The organism is Nocardia harenae NBRC 108248 (assembly GCF_001612885.1).
Lineage (GTDB): Bacteria > Actinomycetota > Actinomycetes > Mycobacteriales > Mycobacteriaceae > Nocardia > Nocardia harenae.
In genome coordinates, this window is sequence record NZ_BDBH01000007.1 from 187092 (window position 1) to 205967 (window position 18876).

Here is an 18876-nt window from a genome sequence, read left to right on the forward strand (position 1 = left end):
TGCTCCTCGGTGCGGGCGCCCGGCGGGCGCGCTCACAGCATGGTCGGAGCCGACCGCGCCCGCTCGACACAGTTCCGCCTTACAGCTCGGCGGAGGTGTCGGCCAGCCGCTCCGGGTCGACCGGCTCGCCCGCGGCGACCAGCTCGCGAATCCGGTCGGTGACGTCCCAGACATTGACGTTCATGCCGGCGAGCACCCGGTTCTCGCCGTCCAGCCAGAAGGCGACGAACTCCCTGGCCGCGGTGGAACCCCGAACCACCACCCGCTCGGCGGCGCCGCGCGGCACGTAGCCGGTGTACTCCATCCCGAGGTCGTACTGGTCAGTGAAGAAGTAGGGGATCCGTTCGTAGCTCGCCTCCCGGTCGAGCATGGTCCCGGCCGCGACCACCGGCTGGTTCAGCGCGGTGGCCCAGTGCTCCACCCGGATCCGTCCGCCCAGCACCGGGTGCTGCTGCTCGGCGATATCGCCGACCGCGACGATATCCGGGTCGCTGGTGCGCAGGTGCTCGTCGACCAGGACGCCCCGCTCGGTGTCGAGCCCGGCGGCCTCGGCCAGCGAGATCTCCGGGGCGGCGCCGACCGCGATCAGCACGGCGTCGGCCTCGATCTCCTCGCCGTCGTCCAGCCGCAGCCCGGTGGCGACGTGGGCCGCGCCCGCCTTGCTGGTGGTGATCTCCGCGACGCCGGTGTTCAGCCGCAGGTCGACGTCGTGTTCGCGGTGCAGCTCGGCGAAGACCGCGCCCATCTCCGGGCCGAGTACGCCGAGCAGGGGCTGCTCCGCGTTCTCCACCACGGCCACCGCGACGCCCGCGGCGCGCGCCGCGGCCGCCACCTCCAGCCCGATCCAGCCCGCGCCGATCACCGCCAGCCTGCGGGTGCCGCCGCCGAAGAGTTCGCGCAGCGTGTCGGAGTCGTCGATGGTGCGCAGGGTGTAGACGTTGGGGGCGTCCGCGCCGGGCAGATCGAGGGTGCGCGGGCGGGAGCCGGTGGCGAGCGCGAGCTTGTCGTAGGTCAGCGTGGACCCGTCCGGCAGGGTGACGGTGTGCGCCGCCGGGTCGATGGCCTTGACCTCGGTGCCGAGCAGGAGCTCGACGTGGTGGTCGCGGTACCAGGCCGCGGGCGCCACGGTGAACTCGGCGAACGGCTTGTCGCCCGCCAGGTGCTCCTTGGAGAGCGGCGGGCGCTCGTAGGGCAGGTGCTCCTCGGCTCCGATCACCGTGATCAGCCCATCGAAGTCGTTGTCCCGCAATGCTTTCGCAACGCCGGCGCCGCCGAGTCCGGCACCGACGACGATGAAGCGGCGATCCGAGGTCATGACGGACTCCTCACGGTGGAAGGGCCTGGCGGCGACCTCGCCCACCCTAGCGCCGCCGGTCGCCCGCGAGCTCGGAATCGCGGTGCGGTTCGGGAACGATTCGGCGGCCGGGGCGGTTGCTCCGAGAGAAGGGTGGCGCGCGCCACCGCGACCGAGGCTGTGGAAGGACCCCGACCGTGAGCAAGGATGTAGCCGACTTCTGGTTCGACCCGCTGTGCCCCTGGTGCTGGATCACCTCGCGCTGGATCCTCGAGGTGGAGCAGGTGCGCGATATCGACGCCCGATTCCACGTCATGAGCCTGGCCGTGCTGAACGAGGGCAAGGACCTGCCCGACGAGTACCGCGAGATGATGAAGAGCGCCTGGGGCCCGGTCCGGGTGGCGATCGCCGCCGCGCAGAAGCACGGCGACGAGATCCTGCCCGACCTCTACACCGCGCTCGGCACCCGAATCCACCAGCGCAAGGAGGAGTACGAGCGGCCCACCCCCGAGGAGTCCCTCGCCGCCGTGATCGCGGACGCGCTCGCCGAGCTCGGGCTGCCCGCCGAACTCGCCGCCGCGGCCGAGAGCACCGAGTACGACGAGGCGCTGCGCGCCAGCCACCACGCGGGTATGGACAAGGTCGGCGACGACGTCGGCACGCCGACCATCCACATCAACGGCGTCGCCTTCTTCGGCCCGGTGCTCTCCCGCATCCCGCGCGGCGAGGACGCGGGCAAGGTCTGGGACGGCGCCGTCGCGCTCGCCTCCTACCCGCACTTCTTCGAGCTCAAGCGGACCAGGCACGAGGGGCCCGAGTTCGACTGAGCCGCGGTGCTAGTTCGCCGGGTTCGGTCCGCCGGGCCCGGCGTCGTCCGTGGTGCCGGGGGCGGGCGGCTCGGCGGCGTTCGAGGGCGCACCAGGGGCCCACTGCGCTGCCGCACCGGTAGCTCCGGGCGGTGCGGCCGGAGGCGGCGCGCCGCCCGGAGCCCCTGGAGGCGGCGCGCTCCCGGGAGCCCATGGAGGCGGTGTGCCGCCGGAGCCTGGAGGCGGTGTGCCGCCGGGAGCTCCCGGATGCGGTGCGCCGGCGGGGCCCCACTGCGGCGCGGCCTGCGGTACGGCGCTCCACGACGGCCCCACGCCGTACGCGGAGCCGGACGGACCTCCGCCCGGCGCGCCGCCGTAGGGATTCCCCGGCCCGTACGGTCGCTGCCCGTACGGCTGCGCCGGTTGTGCGCCGGTGTCGTACGGCCCGGGAGCCCCCGGCGCCCCGTCCGCCTTGTCCAGCGGCACCGCCCGGTACGGCGGCGGGAACCCCGGTGCGTGCGGCACCGCCGCCGACGGCCACCAGAACAACTTCCCGTGCCTGCTCCGATCCCGCAGCGCCCACATCCGCCAGGTCAGCACCGGGTGCGAGGAGAGCGCGTTCACCAGCCAGATGAAGAAGGCCCGCTCCGAGGCGGCCCGGTCCGCCATCTCGTCGAACCGCACCGACGAGTTCAGGTACTTGCCCGCGCCGAGCGTGCCCATGGCGCCGGCCGCGCCGGTGTGCCGGTTGCAATAGCCGTGGTTGTCCGCGGTGTACTCCTGCGCGCGGATCAGCGCCGAGCCGAGCAGCGGGAGGAACGGTACGAGGAACATGCCGAGCTGCCGCCAGTAGGAGACGTGCCCGGCCGCGATGTGCCCCACCTCGTGGCCGATGATGAAGGCGAGCCCGTCCGGTTCCCGCGCCTCGCCGCCGATCTCGAACAGGTCGCTGTACACCACCACGTACCGCCGGAACCCGTGCCCGGAGGCGAAGGCATTGATCTGGCCGTTGCCGAGCAGCACGTACGCCTCCGGCGCCTGCTTCATCCCGAACCGCGCCGCCGCCTCCTGCACCAACCGGTAGCCCTCGGGGAACTGGGTCGGCGACATCTTCACCGCGCCGACCCGCTGCGAGGCGTAGTTCACGCCGCGGCCGAACCACACCAGGATCGGTGCCCCCGCGATCAGCAGCACGTACTGGTTGACGCTGCCCGCTACCAGCACCGCCAGCGCGATCAGGTACCCGATGACGGTCACCACGATCACCACGACCAGCAGCGGAATCTCCCAGGTGTGCCGGGCGGGGAGGCCGAAGGGGGAGAGCCCGCGCGGCGCGGGCGCGGACGGCGGCGGATGGTACGGCTGCATGGGGAGAACTCTAGGCAGAATCGGCGGAACCCGCCCCCGTGCGGCCCCGGAAATGCGCCTGACACAATCGCTGCCATGCGCGTATACCTGGGTGCCGACCATGCCGGCTTCGAGCTGAAGAACACTGTCAAGGCCCACCTGGAGCAGGCGGGGCACGAGGTCGTCGACTGCGGCGCGCTGGAGTACGACGCGCTCGACGACTACCCCGCGTTCTGCATCGAGGCGGCCCGCCGCACCGTCGCCGACCCGGGCAGCCTCGGCCTGGTCTTCGGCGGCAGCGGCAACGGCGAGCAGATCGCCGCGAACAAGGTGCCGGGCGCGCGCTGCGCCCTCGCCTGGAGCGTCGAGACCGCGCAGCTCGCCCGCCAGCACAACAACGCCCAGCTCATCGGCATCGGCGGCCGCATGCACTCGGCCGAGGAGGCGCTGGCCATCGTGGACGCCTTCGTCAGCACCCCGTGGTCGGACGAGGAGCGGCACCAGCGCCGGATCGACATCCTGGCCGAGTACGAGAAGACCGGCGTTCCGCCGGCGCTGCCCGCCTCCTGACCCCGTGCCGGAGGGGCACACCCTGCACCGGCTCGCGAAGCTGCACCGGACGCGCTATGCCGGTGCGCCGGTGCGGGTCAGCAGCCCGCAGGGCCGCTTCGCCGCCGGTGCCGCGCTGGTCGACGGCCAGGTGCTGACCCGCGCCGAGGCGTACGGCAAGCACCTGCTGCACCACTACGAGTCCGGGCTCGCCGTGCACGTGCACCTGGGGTTGTACGGCGTCTTCACCGAACTGCCGGTGCCGATGGGCGAGCCGACCGGCCAGGTGCGGATGCGGCTGGTCGGCGCCGCCGGTTTCGGCACGGACCTGCGCGGCCCCACCGCCTGCGAGGTGCTGAACCGGGCCGAGGTCGCCGCGCTCGCCGACCGGCTCGGCCCCGACCCGCTGCGCCGCGGCGCCGACCCGGCCCGCGCGCTGGACCGGATGCGCCGCTCGCGCAGGCCGATCGGCGCGCTGTTGATGGATCAGAAGGTGGTCGCCGGGATCGGCAATATCTACCGGGCGGAGCTGCTCTTCCGGCACGGCGTCTCGCCCTTCCGCCCCGGCGCCGAGCTGGGCGCGGCGGAGTGGGCGGCCATGTGGGCGGATCTGGTTGCGCTCATGCGGGTCGGGGTGCGGGTCGGCATGATCGTCGTCATCCGCCCCGAGGACGACCACGGCGCCCCCGCCTATGGCCCGGACCGGCCGCGCACCTACGTCTACCGCAGGCAGGGCGAGCCCTGCCGGATCTGCGCGACGCCCATCCGGCACGCCGTGCTGGAGGCGCGAAATCTGTTCTGGTGCCCGGTCTGTCAGCCCGGCTAGCCCGCGACCGCCGTGTCGATGTCGGTCTCCCCGGACTCCGCCGGGGCGTAGCGCCGCCCGCCCGCGGTCTTCGCCGAGTACATGGCGCCGTCGGCGCGGCTCAGCAGCTCGGTGAAGTCGCACGGGGTGCCGGGCAGGTTGTAGGCGGTGCCGACGCTCGCCGAGACCGGCACCGGCCCGACGCTGGACCACACCGGTTCGCGCAGCGCGCCGACGATCACCGTCGCGAGCTCGGTGAGCGCGGACGGCGAGACGCTGCCCGCGAGCACGAATTCGTCGCCGCCGTACCGGCAGATGATCATCTCCGGGGTGCTCACCTCGCGCAGCCTGCGGGAGAGCTCGACCAGCACCTCGTCGCCGACCGCGTGGCCGTAGCCGTCGTTGATCTGCTTGAAGCGATCCAGGTCCACCACGAGCACGCCGATGCCCTTGCTGCGATCGGCGGCGATGGCCCGGACCCGGTCCAATAGCAGGGTGCGATTGGCGAGATCGGTCAATGCGTCGTGCGTCGCCTCGTACCGCAGCCGGTGCTGCAGCGCCGCGATCTCGCGCACCCGCTGCGAGGTCTTGGCCTCCTGCTTCTCCTTCTCCTTCTCCAGCGCGCGATTCTGTAGCGTCTCCGCGTAGCTGTCGATGGCCTGGCTGGCGACCAGTGGCCAGCGCGTCGCGACCAGGGAACCCGGTGTGCCCGACGGGAAGCCGAGCAGCCAGCGGGTGGCCTGCGCGAGCATGCGGGTGCGCTCGAACGGCTCCTCGGCCAGCATGGCGCCGAGCCTGCGCGCCTCCTTGACCGGGAACGGCTCCGACCCCGCCAGGTACAGCAGCCGCCGAATGATCTCCGCCAGCTTGGGTTCCGCGTGCTGCACCGTCGTGCTCGACCCCGGCTCCGCGCAGATCGCCTGCGCCCATGCCCTGGCCATGACGGTGACCGGTGGCTCGAAGGACGACATCGAGATCACCGGCGACGGGTGACGTGGAAGCCCGTGCCGCGGGTACCCGCGTCACCCCGATAGAGCCCACTGCTATGCGGTCGGGTCCACCGAGTTCGGTGCACGCTCACCGCCCCCTTTCCAGATACCCCCGTCCGGCAAAAAGGATCCTAGCAAGCCACCCGGCATCGAAAAACGCCACTTGACAATGGTTGTCGGGGTTCTCGGCGCCGCGCGATGGCGATGGGAGGAGTATGACACCGCCGTGACCTCCGCGTGACCTTCGGAGCGTTTTGTTCACTGCTCGAATCGCGGGCAGGCGGCACGTGCTCGTCGCCCCCGGGCGGCCCACGCCCCGCCGCCCCCGGATGCGCGGAGTTCGCCCGCGCCCCCGGCCGCACGGGGCGCGCGCGCCGGGCTCCGCCCACGGCGACGTGCGCGGAACTCCCCATGCTTCCCCTGACGATCACGCTGGCGACAATGCTGGCCGACCCTCTCCGGCGCCGCCGGATCGGGTCGTGCCTCCATGTTTGCTCGCATTGCCCGAAAGCGCCGCGATTTCACGGAACATACTGCTGTTTATTTTTCGGAACTCGCCCGATGCCGGACCGCCCGTCAACCCCCCTGCCGCGCCGGCCTCGCCTTGGTGATTGGCGCAAGCGGTCCGCCGTTCGGTACAGTCGCTTCGCACACGACATCGTGGCGATCCCATTGATGTCGTATGCCTGCGGGTGTAGTTCAATGGTAGAACCTCAGCCTTCCAAGCTGATGGTGCGGGTTCGATTCCCGTCACCCGCTCCACGGGACGGATCCCTCGGCGCCGCCCGAGGTCACGGGGTGTGGCGCAGCTTGGTAGCGCATCCGCTTTGGGAGCGGAGGGTCGCAGGTTCAAATCCTGTCACCCCGACCATGACAGGTCTACTCGAACCCTTGGCCGCAAGGGTGAGCGGATCGGTCAAGGTATTCGACCTGGAAGCCTCCGCATCGCGGGGGCTTCCTTCGCTTTGCCGGACCGGCAGGGGATCAGGCGCGGTCCAGGTCGTATAACCGGGCTCCGGCAGCGTCGTAGACCACCAGGTGATCGGCGGCGACGAATTCCAGTCCGTAGCGCGCACTCTCGGCGGGCTGCCGAACGACGAGCGCGTACCGCCCCGCGGAATCGGGGGCGCCGGCGAGCGTGCAGGTGGTGGCGGCGCCGAAGCCGGTGCAGGTGCCGCCATTGGCGGTGAAGATCTTGGGGGCGGTGCCGTCGGAGGGCGTCCAGGTGCCGACCAGGGCCTCGGGGCCCGCCCTGCCGGTGCTCGCGGGGCCGCTCGCGGTGGCAGGGGGTGACGATTCGGTGGCCGGGAGGTCGTCGCCGCTGATCAGGCCGATGAATCCGGCTACCAGGACGATGGCGGTGGCCACCACGGCGGCGGTCGCGGCGGGGTGGGTGCGGGCGTAGGCGAGGAGGCGGGTGCGCAGGCCGGGGGTGGGGGCGGCGGGGGTGCCTGCGGCGGTGTGCACGGCGGCGGCGAAGGCCGGGTCGGTGCGGAGGGTGTCGGCGATGGAGCGGATGGCATCGGCCCTGGTGCGTGCGGTGACGGCGCCGCGCTCGGTGCCCGCCTCGACCAGCAGCCGCTCGACCGCCTCGCCGCCGCCGAGCCGGGCGACGACGACGGCGTGCACCCGGTCCATGGCGAGATCGATGGCTTCGCCGGTGAATCCGGCGGGGGCCAGGCGCCGGTCCCGGCCCGCCGCCCAGGCGATCAGCAGGCCGACGACGATCTCTGGTCCCATGGACGTCCTCCCGGTGCGGTCCCGAACCCATGGTGTGCGGCGCGGTGCGCGGCCGGTATCCATCGAATTCCCGATACCGCTCGGTCGAGAGCGGCCGATCCGGGCGGGCCCCGGCCACGAATTCGAGGGGGGAGGGGTGCGTCGTCATGCGTCGTCTGTGCATCGATTTGTGAAGAATCGCCGGGAATTTCGGGAGAAACCCATCCATCCTGGCTGGTAGCGCGAACTCCGTGCATCAATCAATGCACGGCTCGGTGTTCGGGCCGTCCCGAAAGATGTGGATGACGATGATCCGAACGAAGCAACGAACGGTACTGGTCGCGTCGATGCTGACGGCCGCGGTGCTGGGGATGACGGCCTGCTCGGACGACTCCTCGGATTCGGCGTCTTCGACGTCGACGTCGGCTAGCTCCTCCTCGGCCATGACCACCACCTCGGGCGCGATGAACGCGGGCTCGAACCCGGTCGGCCCGGGGTGCGCGGAGTACGCCGCGCAGGTGCCGAGCGGCGCGGGCTCGGTGGAGGGCATGGCGCAGGACCCGGTCGCCACCGCCGCCTCGAACAACCCGATGCTCACGACCCTGGTGCAGGCGGTCTCCGGGCAGCTGAACCCGCAGGTGAACCTGGTGGACACGCTGAACGGCGGGCAGTTCACGGTGTTCGCGCCGGTCGACTCGGCCTTCGCCAAGATCGACCCGGCCACCATCGAGTCGCTGAAGACCGACTCGGCGACGCTGACCAAGATCCTCACCTACCACGTGGTGCCCACCCAGGTGGGGCCGGACGCGATCGTCGGCACGCACACCACGGTCGAGGGGCAGCCGGTGACCGTCACCGGGACCCCGGCCAACCTGAAGGTGAACGATGCCGGGGTGATCTGTGGTGGCGTGCAGACCGCCAACGCCACGGTCTACCTGATCGACACCGTGCTCATGCCGCCTGCCTGATCAAGGCGAACGCCGGGAAGCACAGGTCGGATCGGCCCGTGCTTCCCGGTCGTGGTTGTACCGGACGACTGGAGTCCCGATGAGCGATCAGGAGCCGGCTCGGCCGGACCTCCTCGAGCTGGCGTACCCGTACGCGCTCGACGCGGTCGCCGAGATCGAGCGCAGGCACATCGATGATCGGGTGCGCGGCGCCGACGCGGCAACCGCGGCCGAGTTCTCCGCGCTGGTGCGCGGGGTGCGCGAGACCATGGCGGTGCTGTCCGCGCTCGACTCGCGGCGGCCGCCCGCGCATCTGGAGTACGCGGTGCTGCGTGCCATCGACGCCGCGATGAGCGCTGCCGTGCGCACCGTGAACCTCTCCGTCGGCGCGGTGGAGCGGCCGGCCGCCGGTGCCGGGCCGTCCGGAGCGGTAGCCGCCGACGTCCGCCTGACCGGGCAGGCAGGTGGCGGCACCCGCCCACCTGGGTCGATGAGCGGCCGCCCGCCGGACGCGGTCGTGCCCGCGACGACGGCGAGTTGCGTTCGCGCTGGCGGGCGACGCGATCTCGCGCGGCGCCTCGGTGGCGCTCGGTGGCGGCAGCGGCGCGACGTCCCGGCCGCGTCCAGCGGCACCGCGCGCCCGCCCCGGGCACAGCGGCCGGGCTCCTCGAAACTCTTCCCGATCGCCGCCGCCGCACTGGCGGTGCTGGCCGGGATCGGCGCCGCGATCCTCCTGCAGCAGCGCGAACCGGGCCCGCCGGCCGCCCTGCGGGCCGACACCGTCCTCGACCAGCCCGACGTCAAGGGCAGCGCTGCCGAGCTGCCGGCGGGCGGCACCCTCACGGTGACCTCGTCGGCCCGGCTCGGCGCCGCCACCGTCTCCTTCGCGGCGCTCCCGGAGCCGCCGCGGGGCCACTGCTACCAGATGTGGCTGCTCGGCGCGGACGGCACGCCGCGCTCGGTGGGGGTGATGGAGCACGCCCCGACCCCCGGCTCGAACGTGGTGCTGCGCACCGGGACCGGTGACGCGCTGGCGGTGACCATCGAACCGGGCCACGGCTCCGCGCAGCCGACCGGTACTCCGCTGGTCCGCATTCCGCTGGCCTGAACAACCCCCGTGTCGGCGCGGATTCCGGACCGTCGCCGCACCCTTGGGCTAGCGTGTCGCGTTGTCCAGCTGGCAGCGACGGCAGGGGAGAAGATGGCGGTAACCCGTCGACAGTTCCTGGGGGCGATGGCGCTCGGGGGAGTGGCGACGTCGGTCGGCATCCCGGTCGCGGCGGCCGAGCCGGAGGTGCTCGGCGCGGGCGACCCGCGCTACCTGCCGCTGACCATGCGCGGCTACAACCGCCGGTTCACCGCGCGGCCCGCGAGGATCTTCCTGCCGAGCGATGCCGAGCAGGTGCGGCTGGCGGTGGAGCGCTCGCTCGGCGAGGGGCTCACGCTCGGCGTCCGCTCCGGCGGGCACTGCTTCGACGACTTCGTCGACAACGACCGCACCCGCTCGCTCATCGACCTGAGCAAGCTCACCGGCATCGGCTGGGACGCCGGGCACGGCGCCTTCTCGGTCGGTCCCGGCGCCGAGCTCAGCGCGGTCTACCAGGCGCTGCACCCGTGGAATGTCACGCTGCCCGCGGGCATCTGCCTCGGGGTCGGGATCGGCGGGCTGGCCTGCGGCGGCGGGTACGGGCCGCTCTCGCGCAGCCGCGGGCTGGTCGCCGACCACCTGTACGGGGTCGAGGTGGTCACCGCGAACGCCGACGGCACTGCGAGCCTGGTCCTCGCCACCAGGGACGGGGAGCACCGCGACCTCTGGTGGGCGCACACCGGCGGTGGCGGCGGCAATTTCGGCATCGTCACCCGCTACCTCTTCCGATCTCCCGGCTCCGACGGCGCCGACCCGGCCCGGGCGCTGCCCCGCTCGCCCGGTGGCATGCTGCACGGGCGGCTGCTGCTCCCGGTCACCACCGAGGAGTCGTTCGTCCGCTTCCTCGGCAACTACCTGGCCTTCCACGAGCAGCACCGCGCCCCCGGCGACCCTTTCGCCGGGCTCTACGCCCCGCTGAATTTCCGCACCGACGTGGTGGCCAGCGCCGAGGTGCTGATGTTCTTCGACGCCGACGCGCCGGACGCGCGGGCCCGGGTGGACGAATTCGTCGCGGCCATCACCGCGGGGGTGACGCCGGGGGCGGTGGTGCAGCCGATCGAGCGCAGTTCCTACGCGGACACGGTGTCGAAGGTCTACTACCCAGAGGGCGCGGCGTACCCGCGCGTCAAGGTGAAGGCCGCGTACCTGCGGAAGGCGTACGACACCGAGCAGTTGCAGGCGCTGTACCGGCACGTCGGCAACCCCGGGGTGGTCGGTGAATCGCAGCTGGAGTTCCTGCCGTTCGGCGGGGCGATCAATGCCGTGGCGCCGGAGGCGACCGCCTTTCCGGCCAGGGACAGCATGATGACGATGCTCATCCACGCGGCGTGGCGGATGCCGGGTGACGACGAGCGGTTCCTCGGCTGGGCGCGGGAGATGTACCGCGAGGTGTACGCGGGGTCCGGCGGGGTGCCGGTGGACGGTGGCAGCTACATCAACTACCCCGACCCCGACCTCGCCGATCCGCGCTGGAACACGGCGGGGGTGCCGTGGTACGCGCTGTACTACGGCGCGAACTACCCGCGGCTGCTCGAGGTCAAGCAGCGGTACGACCCGGCGGGGGTGTGGCAGCACGCGCTCTCCATCGGGCGGCCGGACTGGTCGTGACCCCGCGCGACCGGCGGGGTGTGGCCGCCCGCGTCCCGCGCTCCGGACCGGCGGAAATGTGATCGCCCGCGCCAGCCAGGCGGGACCGACGCCCGTCAGGTGAGCGCGAGTACCCGAGCGGGGCCGCCGGTGCCGCCGGTGTGCTTGGGCGCGCCGACGACGACGGTCGCGCCCGCCGCCGGTGCCGCGGCCAGATCGGCCAGCATCTCCACGCCGTAGCGGCCGCTGCCGAGGATTGCGGTGTGCGCGGGGCTGTCCCGCGCCGCCCCGCGATCGAGGCTGAGGGTGTCGATGCCGAAGCCGACGGCGCCGCACTCGGTGATGAGGTGGGCGGCGGCCTCGGGGGTCCAGCCGGGGGTGCGCTGGGTGCCGGTGGCGTCCAGATTGAGGAAGGCGGCGGGCTCGGCCAGCCGGGATTCCCAGCCGGTGAGCGCGGCGACGAAAGCGCGTTCGGGGATCTCGCCGTGCGCGGCGCGCCAGGCGTCGATGTCGGCGACGGTCACCGCGGCGTCGGGGTCGGCGCCGACCCGGGCGCGGATGTCGAGCACCACGAGCGGGGCCACCAGGTCTTCGGGGGCGATCAAGTCGACGCCGATGCCGCGGGGGTCGCGGTGCAGCGGGGCGTCGACGTGCGTGCCGATGTGCTCCCAGGAGGCGATGGCGTTCTGGGCGAAGCCGCCGCGTTCGTAGGTCGCCACCGGGACGCTGACGAAGGGCGGGTTACCCGGCCATACGGGCAGGTCGGGGCCGAGCGGGTGGGTCAGGTCGAGCACCCCGCCGGATCCGGCAGCGGCTGGTCCGGCGGCGGCGACGGTGGCCGCGCCGAAGGCCGCGAGCCCCGCGCCGAGCAGTGCTCGCCTGCGCGGAACGCCCGCCTTCGGCTCGCCCGGCTGCCCAGCGGTGCGACCGCTGTCGACGGAGCCGGCCGCACCGGCGAGGCCCACTCGAGGCACCCCCGCCGCGGAGCGGCGATTTCCCCGCGCCACGTCGTGCGCGAACCGGACGATGCGGGGCGCGCACATCAGCGGCCCCGGGACCGCGACACCGAACTCATGCCGCATACCCTAAGCGGCCGACGCGGCTTACAGGCTGACCTCCGGCCAGCTCCACTCCGCCACGCACGGAATATCCGCCCCGTGCTCCCGTGTCCACGCCCTGGCCCGGAACCGCGCGTCCACCATCTCCTGCCGCAGCCCGGCGGCCCGCGCACCCAGCTCCGGCACCCGGTCGATCACATCCATGACCAGGTGATACCGGTCCAGGTCATTGAGCATCACCATGTCGAACGGCGTGGTGGTCGTGCCCTCCTCCTTGTATCCGCGCACGTGCAGCCCGCTGTGGTTGGCGCGCCGGTAGGTGAGCCGGTGGATGAGCCACGGATAGCCGTGGAAGGCGAAGATGACCGGCCGGTCGCGGGTGAAGAGCGTGTCGAACTCGCTGTCCGGCAGCCCGTGCGGGTGCTCCTCGCGGGGCAGCAGCCGCATGAGGTCCACCACGTTCACCACTCGGACCCGCAACTCCGGCAGCCGCTCGCGCAGGATGGCGGCCGCGGCGAGCGTCTCCAGCGTCGGCACGTCGCCCGCGCAGGCGAGCACCACGTCGGGAGCGGTGCCCGCGGTGTCGCCCGTGCCCGCCCACTCCCAGATTCCGGCGCCGCGCGCGCAGTGCGCCGCCGCCTCCGGCACGGAGAGCCAGTCCGGCCCCGGCTGCTTCCCCGCGACCACCACGTTCACCAGGTGCCGGGAGCGCAGGCAGTGGTCGTAGGTGGCGAGCAGGGTGTTGCCGTCCGGCGGCAGGTAGACCCGGACGATCTCCGGCTTCTTGTTCAGCACCACGTCCAGGAAGCCGGGGTCCTGGTGCGTGAAGCCATTGTGGTCCTGCCGCCAGACGTGCGAGGAGAGCAGGTAGTTCAGGCTCGGCACCGGCCGCCGCCACGGCACCGCGGCGCTGGCGTCGAGCCACTTGGCGTGCTGGTTGAACATGGCGTCGACGATGTGGATGAAGGCCTCGTAGCAGGTGAAGACGCCGTGCCTGCCGGTCAGCAGATACCCCTCGAGGAGCCCCTGGCAGAGGTGCTCGGAGAGCACCTCGAGCACCCGGCCGCGCCGGTCGAGGCCGACGTCGAACTCGCCGATCTCGGCCTGCCAGTCCCGCCCGGTCACCTCGAGGATGTCCTGCAGCCGGTTGCTGGCGAGCTCGTCGGGGGCGAAGGTGAGGAAGTTGTCCGGGTTGGCGGCGGTGACGTCGCGCAGCCAGCCGCCGAGCACCCGGGTGGCCTCGTGCTCGCTCGCGCCGGGCGCCTGCACCTCGACGCCGTACTTCCGCCAGTCCGGCAGCCGCAGGTCGCGCACGAGCGCGCCGCCGTTGGCCACCGGGTTCGCGCTCATCCGGCGCTCGCCGGACGGGTTCAGCGCGTCCAGCTCGGCCACCGGCGCGCCCGACGCGCCGAACAGCTCCTCGGGCCGGTAGGAGCGCAGCCACTGCTCGAGGACGTCGCGGTGCTCGTCGTCGCCGCGGGCGTTCGGCAGCGGCACCTGGTGCGCGCGGAAGGTGCCCTCCACCCGGTCGCCGTCCACCACCGGCGGGCAGGTCCAGCCCTTCGGGGTGCGCAGCACGATGAGCGGCCAGATCGGGCGGGCGCCGTCGCCGCCGGTGCGCGCGGCGCGCTGGATCCCGGCGATCCGGTCCAGCGCACCGTCGACCGCGGCCGCGAGCGCCTGGTGCACCTCGGCGGGATCGCTGCCCGCCACGATGACCGGGTCGTAGCCGTAGCCGCGCAGCAGCGCGCGCAGCTCGTCCTCCGGGATCCGGGCGAGCAGCGTGGGGTTGGCGATCTTGTACTCGTTGAGCGCGAGGATCGGCAGCACCGCGCCGTCCCGCGCCGGGTTCAGGAACTTGGCCGAGTGCCAGCTCGCGGCCAGCGGCCCGGTCTCCGCCTCGCCGTCGCCGACCACGCAGAACACGGTGAGGTCCGGGTTGTCCAGCGCGGCGCCGAAGGCGTGCAGCAGCGAGTAGCCGAGCTCGCCGCCCTCGTGGAACGAGCCGGGCGTCTCCGGCGCGCAGTGGCTCGGCACCCCGCCGGGGTAGGAGAACTGGGCGAAGAACGCGGCCATGCCGTCGCCGTCCCGCGGGACGTGGCTGTACAGCTCCGAGTAGGTGCCCTCCAGCCAGGCGCAGGCATTCGGGCCGGGGCCGCCGTGGCCGGGGCCCGCGACGAAGACGGCGTTCAGGTCGCGCTGCCGGATGGCCCGGTTGGCGTGCGTCCAGACCAGGTTCAGCCCTGGCACGGTGCCGAAGTGGCCGAGCAGCCGCGGCTTGATGTGCTCGGCCGCGAGCGGCTCGCGCAGCAGCGGGTTGGCCATCAGGTAGATCTGCCCGACCGAGAGGTAGTTGGCCGCGCGCCACCAGGCGTCCAGCGCGGTGAGCTCGGCGCGGTCCAGCGGGCCGACGGCTTCGCCGAGGTGGTAGGGGCGCGGCGCGATCGAATCGCCGCCGCCGCTGCCGGTGTTGTCTGCCGAGGTATCGCCTCCGGCGCTGGCCAGTCGCGTCATCCGCGGGCTCCTCCCATGGTGGCGCCGCGCTCGTCGCGCCGACGGGCACAGCGCCGCTCGCTTCGCAGGTGCGGGCGCCGACCGCGCCGTCGGTCCCGGTTGCCGAGCTACCCCTGGCCGAGGCAGCCAATCCGTTTTCGACCCTAGCCCGGTGGCCACGCCCCCGCCCGCCGGGCGATAGGGTCCGCCGCATGCGAATTTTCCGCGGGATCATCGGGCTCGGCGCCCTCGCCGTCGCGGCGAGCGCGCTCGTCGCGTGCGGCTCGGACGACACGAGCACCGCCGCCGCGACCACGACCTCCGCCAGAGCCGCGAGCTCGGCCCCGGCGGCGCCCGCCTCGAAGGGCCGCGAGTGCACCGCCGACGACATCGGCGTCGAGGGCGGCTTCGGCACCGCGCCGGTCATCACGCTGCCGGACGACTGCGACCCGCCCGAGCAGCTGATCACCAAGGACCTGGTGCCCGGCTCCGGCCCCGGCGCGCAGCCCGGCCAGCAGCTCACCATGAACTACTCCCTGGTCACCTGGTCGAACCAGAAGAAGCTGGACAGCTCCTTCGACCGCAACGAGACCTTCCCGCTCACCCTCGGCGCCGGTCAGGTGATCGAGGGCTGGGATACCGGGCTGGTGGGGGTGCAGCAGGGTGCCCGCCGGTTGCTGATCGTGCCGCCCGATCTCGGCTACGGTCAGGGCGGGCGCGGGATCGCGCCGAACGAGACCCTGGTCTTCGTGACCGACGCGGTGCAGATCGGCGGCTGAGCCCGCGACCACCCGCCGGATGCGGAGCCGCGCGAGGGGTCCACTACCCTTGTCGGGATGCCTGACGCCGCACCAGCGCTGTCCGGCGAGCGCGGGATCGCCACGGTCGAGGGCCGGGGTTCGCTCGCGCCCGGCGGCGGGGGAGCGGCGGCCCCGCGCGGCGTGGCCCGGCGGGTGAGGTACGCGAATGCCGACACCGAACGACGAACAAGGAGCATGTCCGTGAAGAGCACCGTCGAGCAACTGAGCCCGACCCGGGTCCGGATCAATGTCGAGGTGCCCTTCGAGGAGCTGAAGCCGGACTTCGACAAGGCGTACAAGGCGCTGGCCAAGCAGGTCCGCATCCCCGGCTTCCGCCCCGGCAAGGCCCCGGCCCGGCTGCTGGAGGCCCGCCTCGGCCGCGGCGCCATCCTGGAGCAGGTCGTCAACGACGCGCTGCCCGCGCGCTACAGCGAGGCCGTCACCACCGCCGAGGTCAAGGTCATCGGCCAGCCGGAGATCGAGATCACCAAGATCGAGGACGGCTCCGAGCTGGCCTTCTCCGCGGAGGTCGACGTCCGCCCCGAGGTCACCCTGCCGGATTACAGCACGCTCTCGGTCACCGTCGACGCCTTCACCATCGACGACGCCGACATCGACGAGCAGCTGCAGTCGCTGCGCCAGCGCTTCGGCACCCTGACCGGCGTCGAGCGGGCCGCGCAGGAGGGCGATTTCGTCTCCATCGACCTCTCCGCCACCGTGGACGGCGAGGAGGTGCCGGAGGCGGCCACCACCGGACTCTCGCACGAGGTCGGCTCCGGCCAGCTCATCGAGGGGCTGGACGAGGCGCTGATCGGCCTCTCGGCCGGCGAGTCCACGGAGTTCACCACCAAGCTGGTGGCGGGCGAGCACGCCGAGCAGGATGCCGTCGTCACGGTCACGCTGCAGTCGGTCAAGGAGCGCGAGCTGCCCGAGGCCGACGACGAATTCGCCCAGCTGGCCAGTGAGTTCGACACCCTGGAGGAGCTGAAGGCCGATCTGCGCACCCGGGTCGAGCGGGTCAAGAAGGTGCAGCAGGCCGGCGAGATCCGGGACAAGGTGCTGGAGGCGCTGCTGGAGCAGGTCGAGGTGCCGCTGCCGGACGCCGTGGTGCAGGCCGAGGTCGACGCGCTGGTGCACGATGCCGTGCACGGCTTCGACCACGACGAGGCCAAGTTCGCCGAGTCGCTGGAGGCGCAGGGGTCGAGCCGCGAGGAGTTCGACGCCGACACCCGCGAGGCGGCCGAGAAGTCGGTGAAGACCCAGCTGCTGCTGGACGCCATCGCCGAGCAGGACAACACCCAGGTCGGCCAGGAGGAGCTCACCGAGCGGATCCTGTTCCAGGCGCAGCGCTACGGCATGGCGCCGGAGCAGTTCATCCAGCAGGTGCAGCAGGCGGGCCAGCTCGGCGCGGTCTTCGCCGACGTGCGCCGGGGCAAGGCGCTGGCGGGCGTGGTCGGCCAGGTCACGGTGACCGACTCCGATGGCAACGCGGTGGACACCGGCGAGCTCTTCGGTGCGCCGGAGGCCGACGCGGCCGACTCCGATGTGGTCGACACCGATGTGGTCGACACCGATGTGGTCGAGGCCGACGAGACCGCGGCCGAGCCCGCCGCGGCCAAGGCGGAGTGACGGGCCTGCCGCGAGCAGCGCGGCGCCGGGTGTGCGGTGTGATTGCGCTGTGAGCGAAGAGGGGCGGTACCGGGAGTTCGGTGCCGCCCTGCTTCGTTAATGTTTGTGACAGTGAAGCGATGGCTGTGTGGCGCATCAGCGACGAGCCGGTGAGAGAGGGCAGGTATTCGTGGAAAACAATCAGGCGGGGGTGCGCATGACATCCGCAACTGCTGGACTGAACCTCAGTGATTCGGTGTACGAGCGGCTGCTGCGCGAGCGCATCATCTTCCTCGGCACGCAGGTGGACGACGACATCGCCAACAAGCTGTGCGCCCAGATCCTGCTGCTCACGGCGGAGGATCCGACCCGCGACATCGCGCTGTACATCAACTCGCCCGGCGGCTCGGTGACCGCGGGCATGGCGATCTACGACACCATGCAGTTCGCCGAGTGCGACATCCGCACCGTCGGCATGGGGCTGGCCGCCTCCATGGGCCAGTTCCTGCTCACCGCGGGCACCAAGGGCAAGCGCTACGCGCTGCCGCACGCGCGGATCATGATGCACCAGCCGTCGGCGGGCATCGGCGGCTCGGCGGCCGACATCGCGATCATGGCCGAGCAGTTCGCGCACACCAAGCGGGAGCTGAACGAGCTGCAGGCGCTGCACACCGGCAAGTCGGTGGAGCAGGTCGCCGCGGACGCCGATCGCGACCGCTGGTTCACCGCGAACGAGGCGCTGGAGTACGGCTTCGTCGACCACGTGGTCAGCCACGCGAACCAGGCCAACGGCGCCGGCGCCTGACCGCCGACCACAGACAGACCCCGCCCGGACCCGGAAGTCCGGCTGCCGCACAGACTTTGGAGACGAACATGGTCAACCCGATCGATCCGCGCGCCGGCCTCTCCGGCGTCGCTCCGCAGGGTGCGCAGTCGCGCTACATCCTGCCGTCCTTCATCGAGCACTCCAGCTTCGGCGTCAAGGAATCGAACCCCTACAACAAGCTCTTCGAGGAGCGCATCATCTTCCTCGGCGTGCAGGTGGACGATGCCTCGGCGAACGACATCATGGCGCAGCTGCTGGTGCTGGAGTCGCTCGACCCGGACCGTGACATCACCATGTACATCAACTCGCCCGGCGGCTCCTTCACCTCGCTGATGGCGATCTACGACACCATGCAGTACGTGCGCGCCGACGTCGCCACGGTCTGCCTCGGCCAGGCCGCGTCGGCCGCCGCGGTGCTGCTCGCCGCGGGCACCCCGGGCAAGCGCGCCTGCCTGCCGAACGCCCGCGTGCTGATCCACCAGCCGTCGCTGGAGGGCGGCATCCAGGGCCAGGTCTCCGACCTGGAGATCCAGGCCGCCGAGATCGAGCGCATGCGCAGGCTGATGGAGACCACGCTGGCCAGGCACACCGGCAAGGACGCGGACACCATCCGCAAGGACACCGATCGCGACAAGATCCTGACCGCCGACGCGGCCAAGGAGTACGGGATCATCGACACGGTTTTCGACTACCGGAAGCTGAGCGCACAGAAGTGAAGACCCGCCCACGCGGCCGGGTCCGTCAGTGCGACGGACCCGGCCGCAGGGGTATCGACGGGCGGTTTCCGGTGAGACCACGCACACGCCCGGCGAGAAACATGCCCGAGTTGTCGACCTGCGTCGCAGATGTTGGGTACGGTCGACACAGGGACCTCGGCTCCCGGTTGACAGCCTGGCTGTCG

Annotated in this window: 16 protein-coding genes, 2 tRNA genes and 1 pseudogene; 12 read left to right on the top strand and 7 right to left on the bottom strand. The window is 72.2% G+C overall.

What is annotated here, in order from left to right; genetic code table 11:
- Positions 1-79: 79 nt before the first annotated feature.
- A complete protein-coding gene (locus NH2_RS16485) occupies positions 80-1315 on the bottom strand; it encodes an NAD(P)/FAD-dependent oxidoreductase (RefSeq protein WP_067655688.1) in 1236 nt (411 codons plus the stop codon).
- 176 nt (positions 1316-1491) lie between these two features.
- Here NH2_RS16485 and NH2_RS16490 point away from each other — a divergent pair, with 176 nt between their 5' ends.
- A complete protein-coding gene (locus tag NH2_RS16490; protein ID WP_067654495.1) occupies positions 1492-2121 on the top strand; it encodes a DsbA family protein in 630 nt (209 codons plus the stop codon).
- Positions 2122-2508: 387 nt separating this feature from the next.
- Here NH2_RS16490 and NH2_RS28845 read toward each other — a convergent pair.
- Positions 2509-3468, bottom strand: a pseudogene (locus tag NH2_RS28845) (M48 family metallopeptidase); the annotation flags it as partial.
- Between the two features lie 75 nt (positions 3469-3543).
- Here NH2_RS28845 and NH2_RS16500 point away from each other — a divergent pair.
- Positions 3544-4017 (top strand): ribose-5-phosphate isomerase, encoded by a 474-nt coding sequence (locus tag NH2_RS16500; protein WP_067654497.1) that lies wholly within the window; start codon positions 3544-3546, stop codon positions 4015-4017.
- Positions 4018-4021: 4 nt separating this feature from the next.
- Complete coding sequence (locus NH2_RS16505) at positions 4022-4822, top strand: Fpg/Nei family DNA glycosylase (protein ID WP_067654499.1); 801 nt, start codon at positions 4022-4024, stop codon at positions 4820-4822.
- Here the strand turns inward: NH2_RS16505 and NH2_RS16510 are convergent.
- Positions 4819-5772: a GGDEF domain-containing protein gene (locus tag NH2_RS16510; RefSeq protein ID WP_067654501.1), complete on the bottom strand. Its 954-nt coding sequence runs from the start codon at positions 5770-5772 to the stop codon at positions 4819-4821. The two genes, NH2_RS16505 and NH2_RS16510, sit on opposite strands and share 4 nt — an antisense overlap.
- 706 nt (positions 5773-6478) lie before the next feature.
- Here NH2_RS16510 and NH2_RS16515 point away from each other — a divergent pair.
- Positions 6479-6552: transfer RNA gene (locus NH2_RS16515), tRNA-Gly, on the top strand.
- A 32-nt stretch (positions 6553-6584) separates the two neighbouring features.
- Positions 6585-6661, top strand: a tRNA-Pro gene (locus tag NH2_RS16520).
- Between the two features lie 113 nt (positions 6662-6774).
- Here the strand turns inward: NH2_RS16520 and NH2_RS16525 are convergent.
- Positions 6775-7530, bottom strand: a complete 756-nt coding sequence (locus NH2_RS16525; RefSeq protein WP_067654502.1) for a hypothetical protein — start codon at positions 7528-7530, stop codon at positions 6775-6777.
- A 235-nt stretch (positions 7531-7765) separates the two neighbouring features.
- Positions 7766-7954 carry a hypothetical protein gene (locus tag NH2_RS29855; RefSeq protein WP_245650654.1) on the bottom strand — a complete coding sequence of 63 codons (189 nt, stop codon included), beginning with the start codon at positions 7952-7954 and terminating at the stop codon, positions 7766-7768.
- Between NH2_RS29855 and NH2_RS16530 the strand changes: the two genes are divergently transcribed.
- The 3 genes from NH2_RS16530 (at position 7881) to NH2_RS16540 (ending at position 11211) form a co-directional block, all read left to right on the top strand.
- A complete protein-coding gene (locus tag NH2_RS16530; protein WP_245650642.1) occupies positions 7881-8477 on the top strand; it encodes a fasciclin domain-containing protein in 597 nt (198 codons plus the stop codon). The two genes, NH2_RS29855 and NH2_RS16530, sit on opposite strands and share 74 nt — an antisense overlap.
- A gap of 79 nt (positions 8478-8556) precedes the next feature.
- The gene (locus tag NH2_RS16535; RefSeq protein WP_067654505.1) at positions 8557-9564 is read left to right on the top strand and encodes an anti-sigma factor; all 1008 of its coding nucleotides are present in this window, start codon (positions 8557-8559) and stop codon (positions 9562-9564) included.
- Between the two features lie 93 nt (positions 9565-9657).
- Positions 9658-11211: an FAD-binding oxidoreductase gene (locus NH2_RS16540; RefSeq protein WP_067654507.1), complete on the top strand. Its 1554-nt coding sequence runs from the start codon at positions 9658-9660 to the stop codon at positions 11209-11211.
- 95 nt (positions 11212-11306) lie between these two features.
- Here NH2_RS16540 and NH2_RS16545 read toward each other — a convergent pair whose 3' ends face one another.
- Both NH2_RS16545 and NH2_RS16550 read right to left on the bottom strand, forming a co-directional pair.
- The gene (locus NH2_RS16545; RefSeq protein ID WP_245650610.1) at positions 11307-12155 is read right to left on the bottom strand and encodes a cyclase family protein; all 849 of its coding nucleotides are present in this window, start codon (positions 12153-12155) and stop codon (positions 11307-11309) included.
- A gap of 138 nt (positions 12156-12293) precedes the next feature.
- Positions 12294-14762, bottom strand: a complete 2469-nt coding sequence (locus tag NH2_RS16550) for a phosphoketolase family protein (protein WP_084505601.1) — start codon at positions 14760-14762, stop codon at positions 12294-12296.
- Positions 14763-14953: 191 nt separating this feature from the next.
- Between NH2_RS16550 and NH2_RS16555 the strand changes: the two genes are divergently transcribed.
- The 4 genes from NH2_RS16555 to NH2_RS16570 all read left to right on the top strand — a co-directional run bounded on the left by NH2_RS16555 (position 14954) and on the right by NH2_RS16570 (position 18691).
- A complete protein-coding gene (locus NH2_RS16555; protein ID WP_067654510.1) occupies positions 14954-15520 on the top strand; it encodes an FKBP-type peptidyl-prolyl cis-trans isomerase in 567 nt (188 codons plus the stop codon).
- A 222-nt stretch (positions 15521-15742) separates the two neighbouring features.
- Entirely contained in the window at positions 15743-17170 is a 1428-nt protein-coding gene (gene tig, locus NH2_RS16560; protein WP_067655697.1) for a trigger factor, read from the top strand.
- A 196-nt stretch (positions 17171-17366) separates the two neighbouring features.
- On the top strand, positions 17367-17954 hold the full coding sequence (locus NH2_RS16565) for an ATP-dependent Clp protease proteolytic subunit (protein ID WP_067654513.1): 588 nt from the start codon (positions 17367-17369) through the stop codon (positions 17952-17954).
- Positions 17955-18022: 68 nt separating this feature from the next.
- Positions 18023-18691: an ATP-dependent Clp protease proteolytic subunit gene (locus NH2_RS16570; RefSeq protein WP_067654515.1), complete on the top strand. Its 669-nt coding sequence runs from the start codon at positions 18023-18025 to the stop codon at positions 18689-18691.
- Positions 18692-18876 lie beyond the last annotated feature (185 nt).

What these genes read in the sequence shown, in the direction of transcription:
- NH2_RS16485 (WP_067655688.1), bottom strand. Translation starts at nt 1,315, where the DNA reads ATGACCTCGGATCGCCGCTTCATCGTCGTCGGTGCCGGACTCGGCGGC.
- NH2_RS16500 (WP_067654497.1), top strand. Translation starts at nt 3,544, where the DNA reads ATGCGCGTATACCTGGGTGCCGACCATGCCGGCTTCGAGCTGAAGAAC.
- NH2_RS16510 (WP_067654501.1), bottom strand. Translation starts at nt 5,772, where the DNA reads ATGTCGTCCTTCGAGCCACCGGTCACCGTCATGGCCAGGGCATGGGCG.
- NH2_RS16525 (WP_067654502.1), bottom strand. Translation starts at nt 7,530, where the DNA reads ATGGGACCAGAGATCGTCGTCGGCCTGCTGATCGCCTGGGCGGCGGGC.
- NH2_RS16530 (WP_245650642.1), top strand. Translation starts at nt 7,881, where the DNA reads ATGACGGCCTGCTCGGACGACTCCTCGGATTCGGCGTCTTCGACGTCG.
- NH2_RS29855 (WP_245650654.1), bottom strand. Translation starts at nt 7,954, where the DNA reads ATGGCCGAGGAGGAGCTAGCCGACGTCGACGTCGAAGACGCCGAATCC.
- NH2_RS16535 (WP_067654505.1), top strand. Translation starts at nt 8,557, where the DNA reads ATGAGCGATCAGGAGCCGGCTCGGCCGGACCTCCTCGAGCTGGCGTAC.
- NH2_RS16540 (WP_067654507.1), top strand. Translation starts at nt 9,658, where the DNA reads ATGGCGGTAACCCGTCGACAGTTCCTGGGGGCGATGGCGCTCGGGGGA.
- NH2_RS16550 (WP_084505601.1), bottom strand. Translation starts at nt 14,762, where the DNA reads ATGACGCGACTGGCCAGCGCCGGAGGCGATACCTCGGCAGACAACACC.
- NH2_RS16555 (WP_067654510.1), top strand. Translation starts at nt 14,954, where the DNA reads ATGCGAATTTTCCGCGGGATCATCGGGCTCGGCGCCCTCGCCGTCGCG.
- NH2_RS16565 (WP_067654513.1), top strand. Translation starts at nt 17,367, where the DNA reads ATGACATCCGCAACTGCTGGACTGAACCTCAGTGATTCGGTGTACGAG.
- NH2_RS16570 (WP_067654515.1), top strand. Translation starts at nt 18,023, where the DNA reads ATGGTCAACCCGATCGATCCGCGCGCCGGCCTCTCCGGCGTCGCTCCG.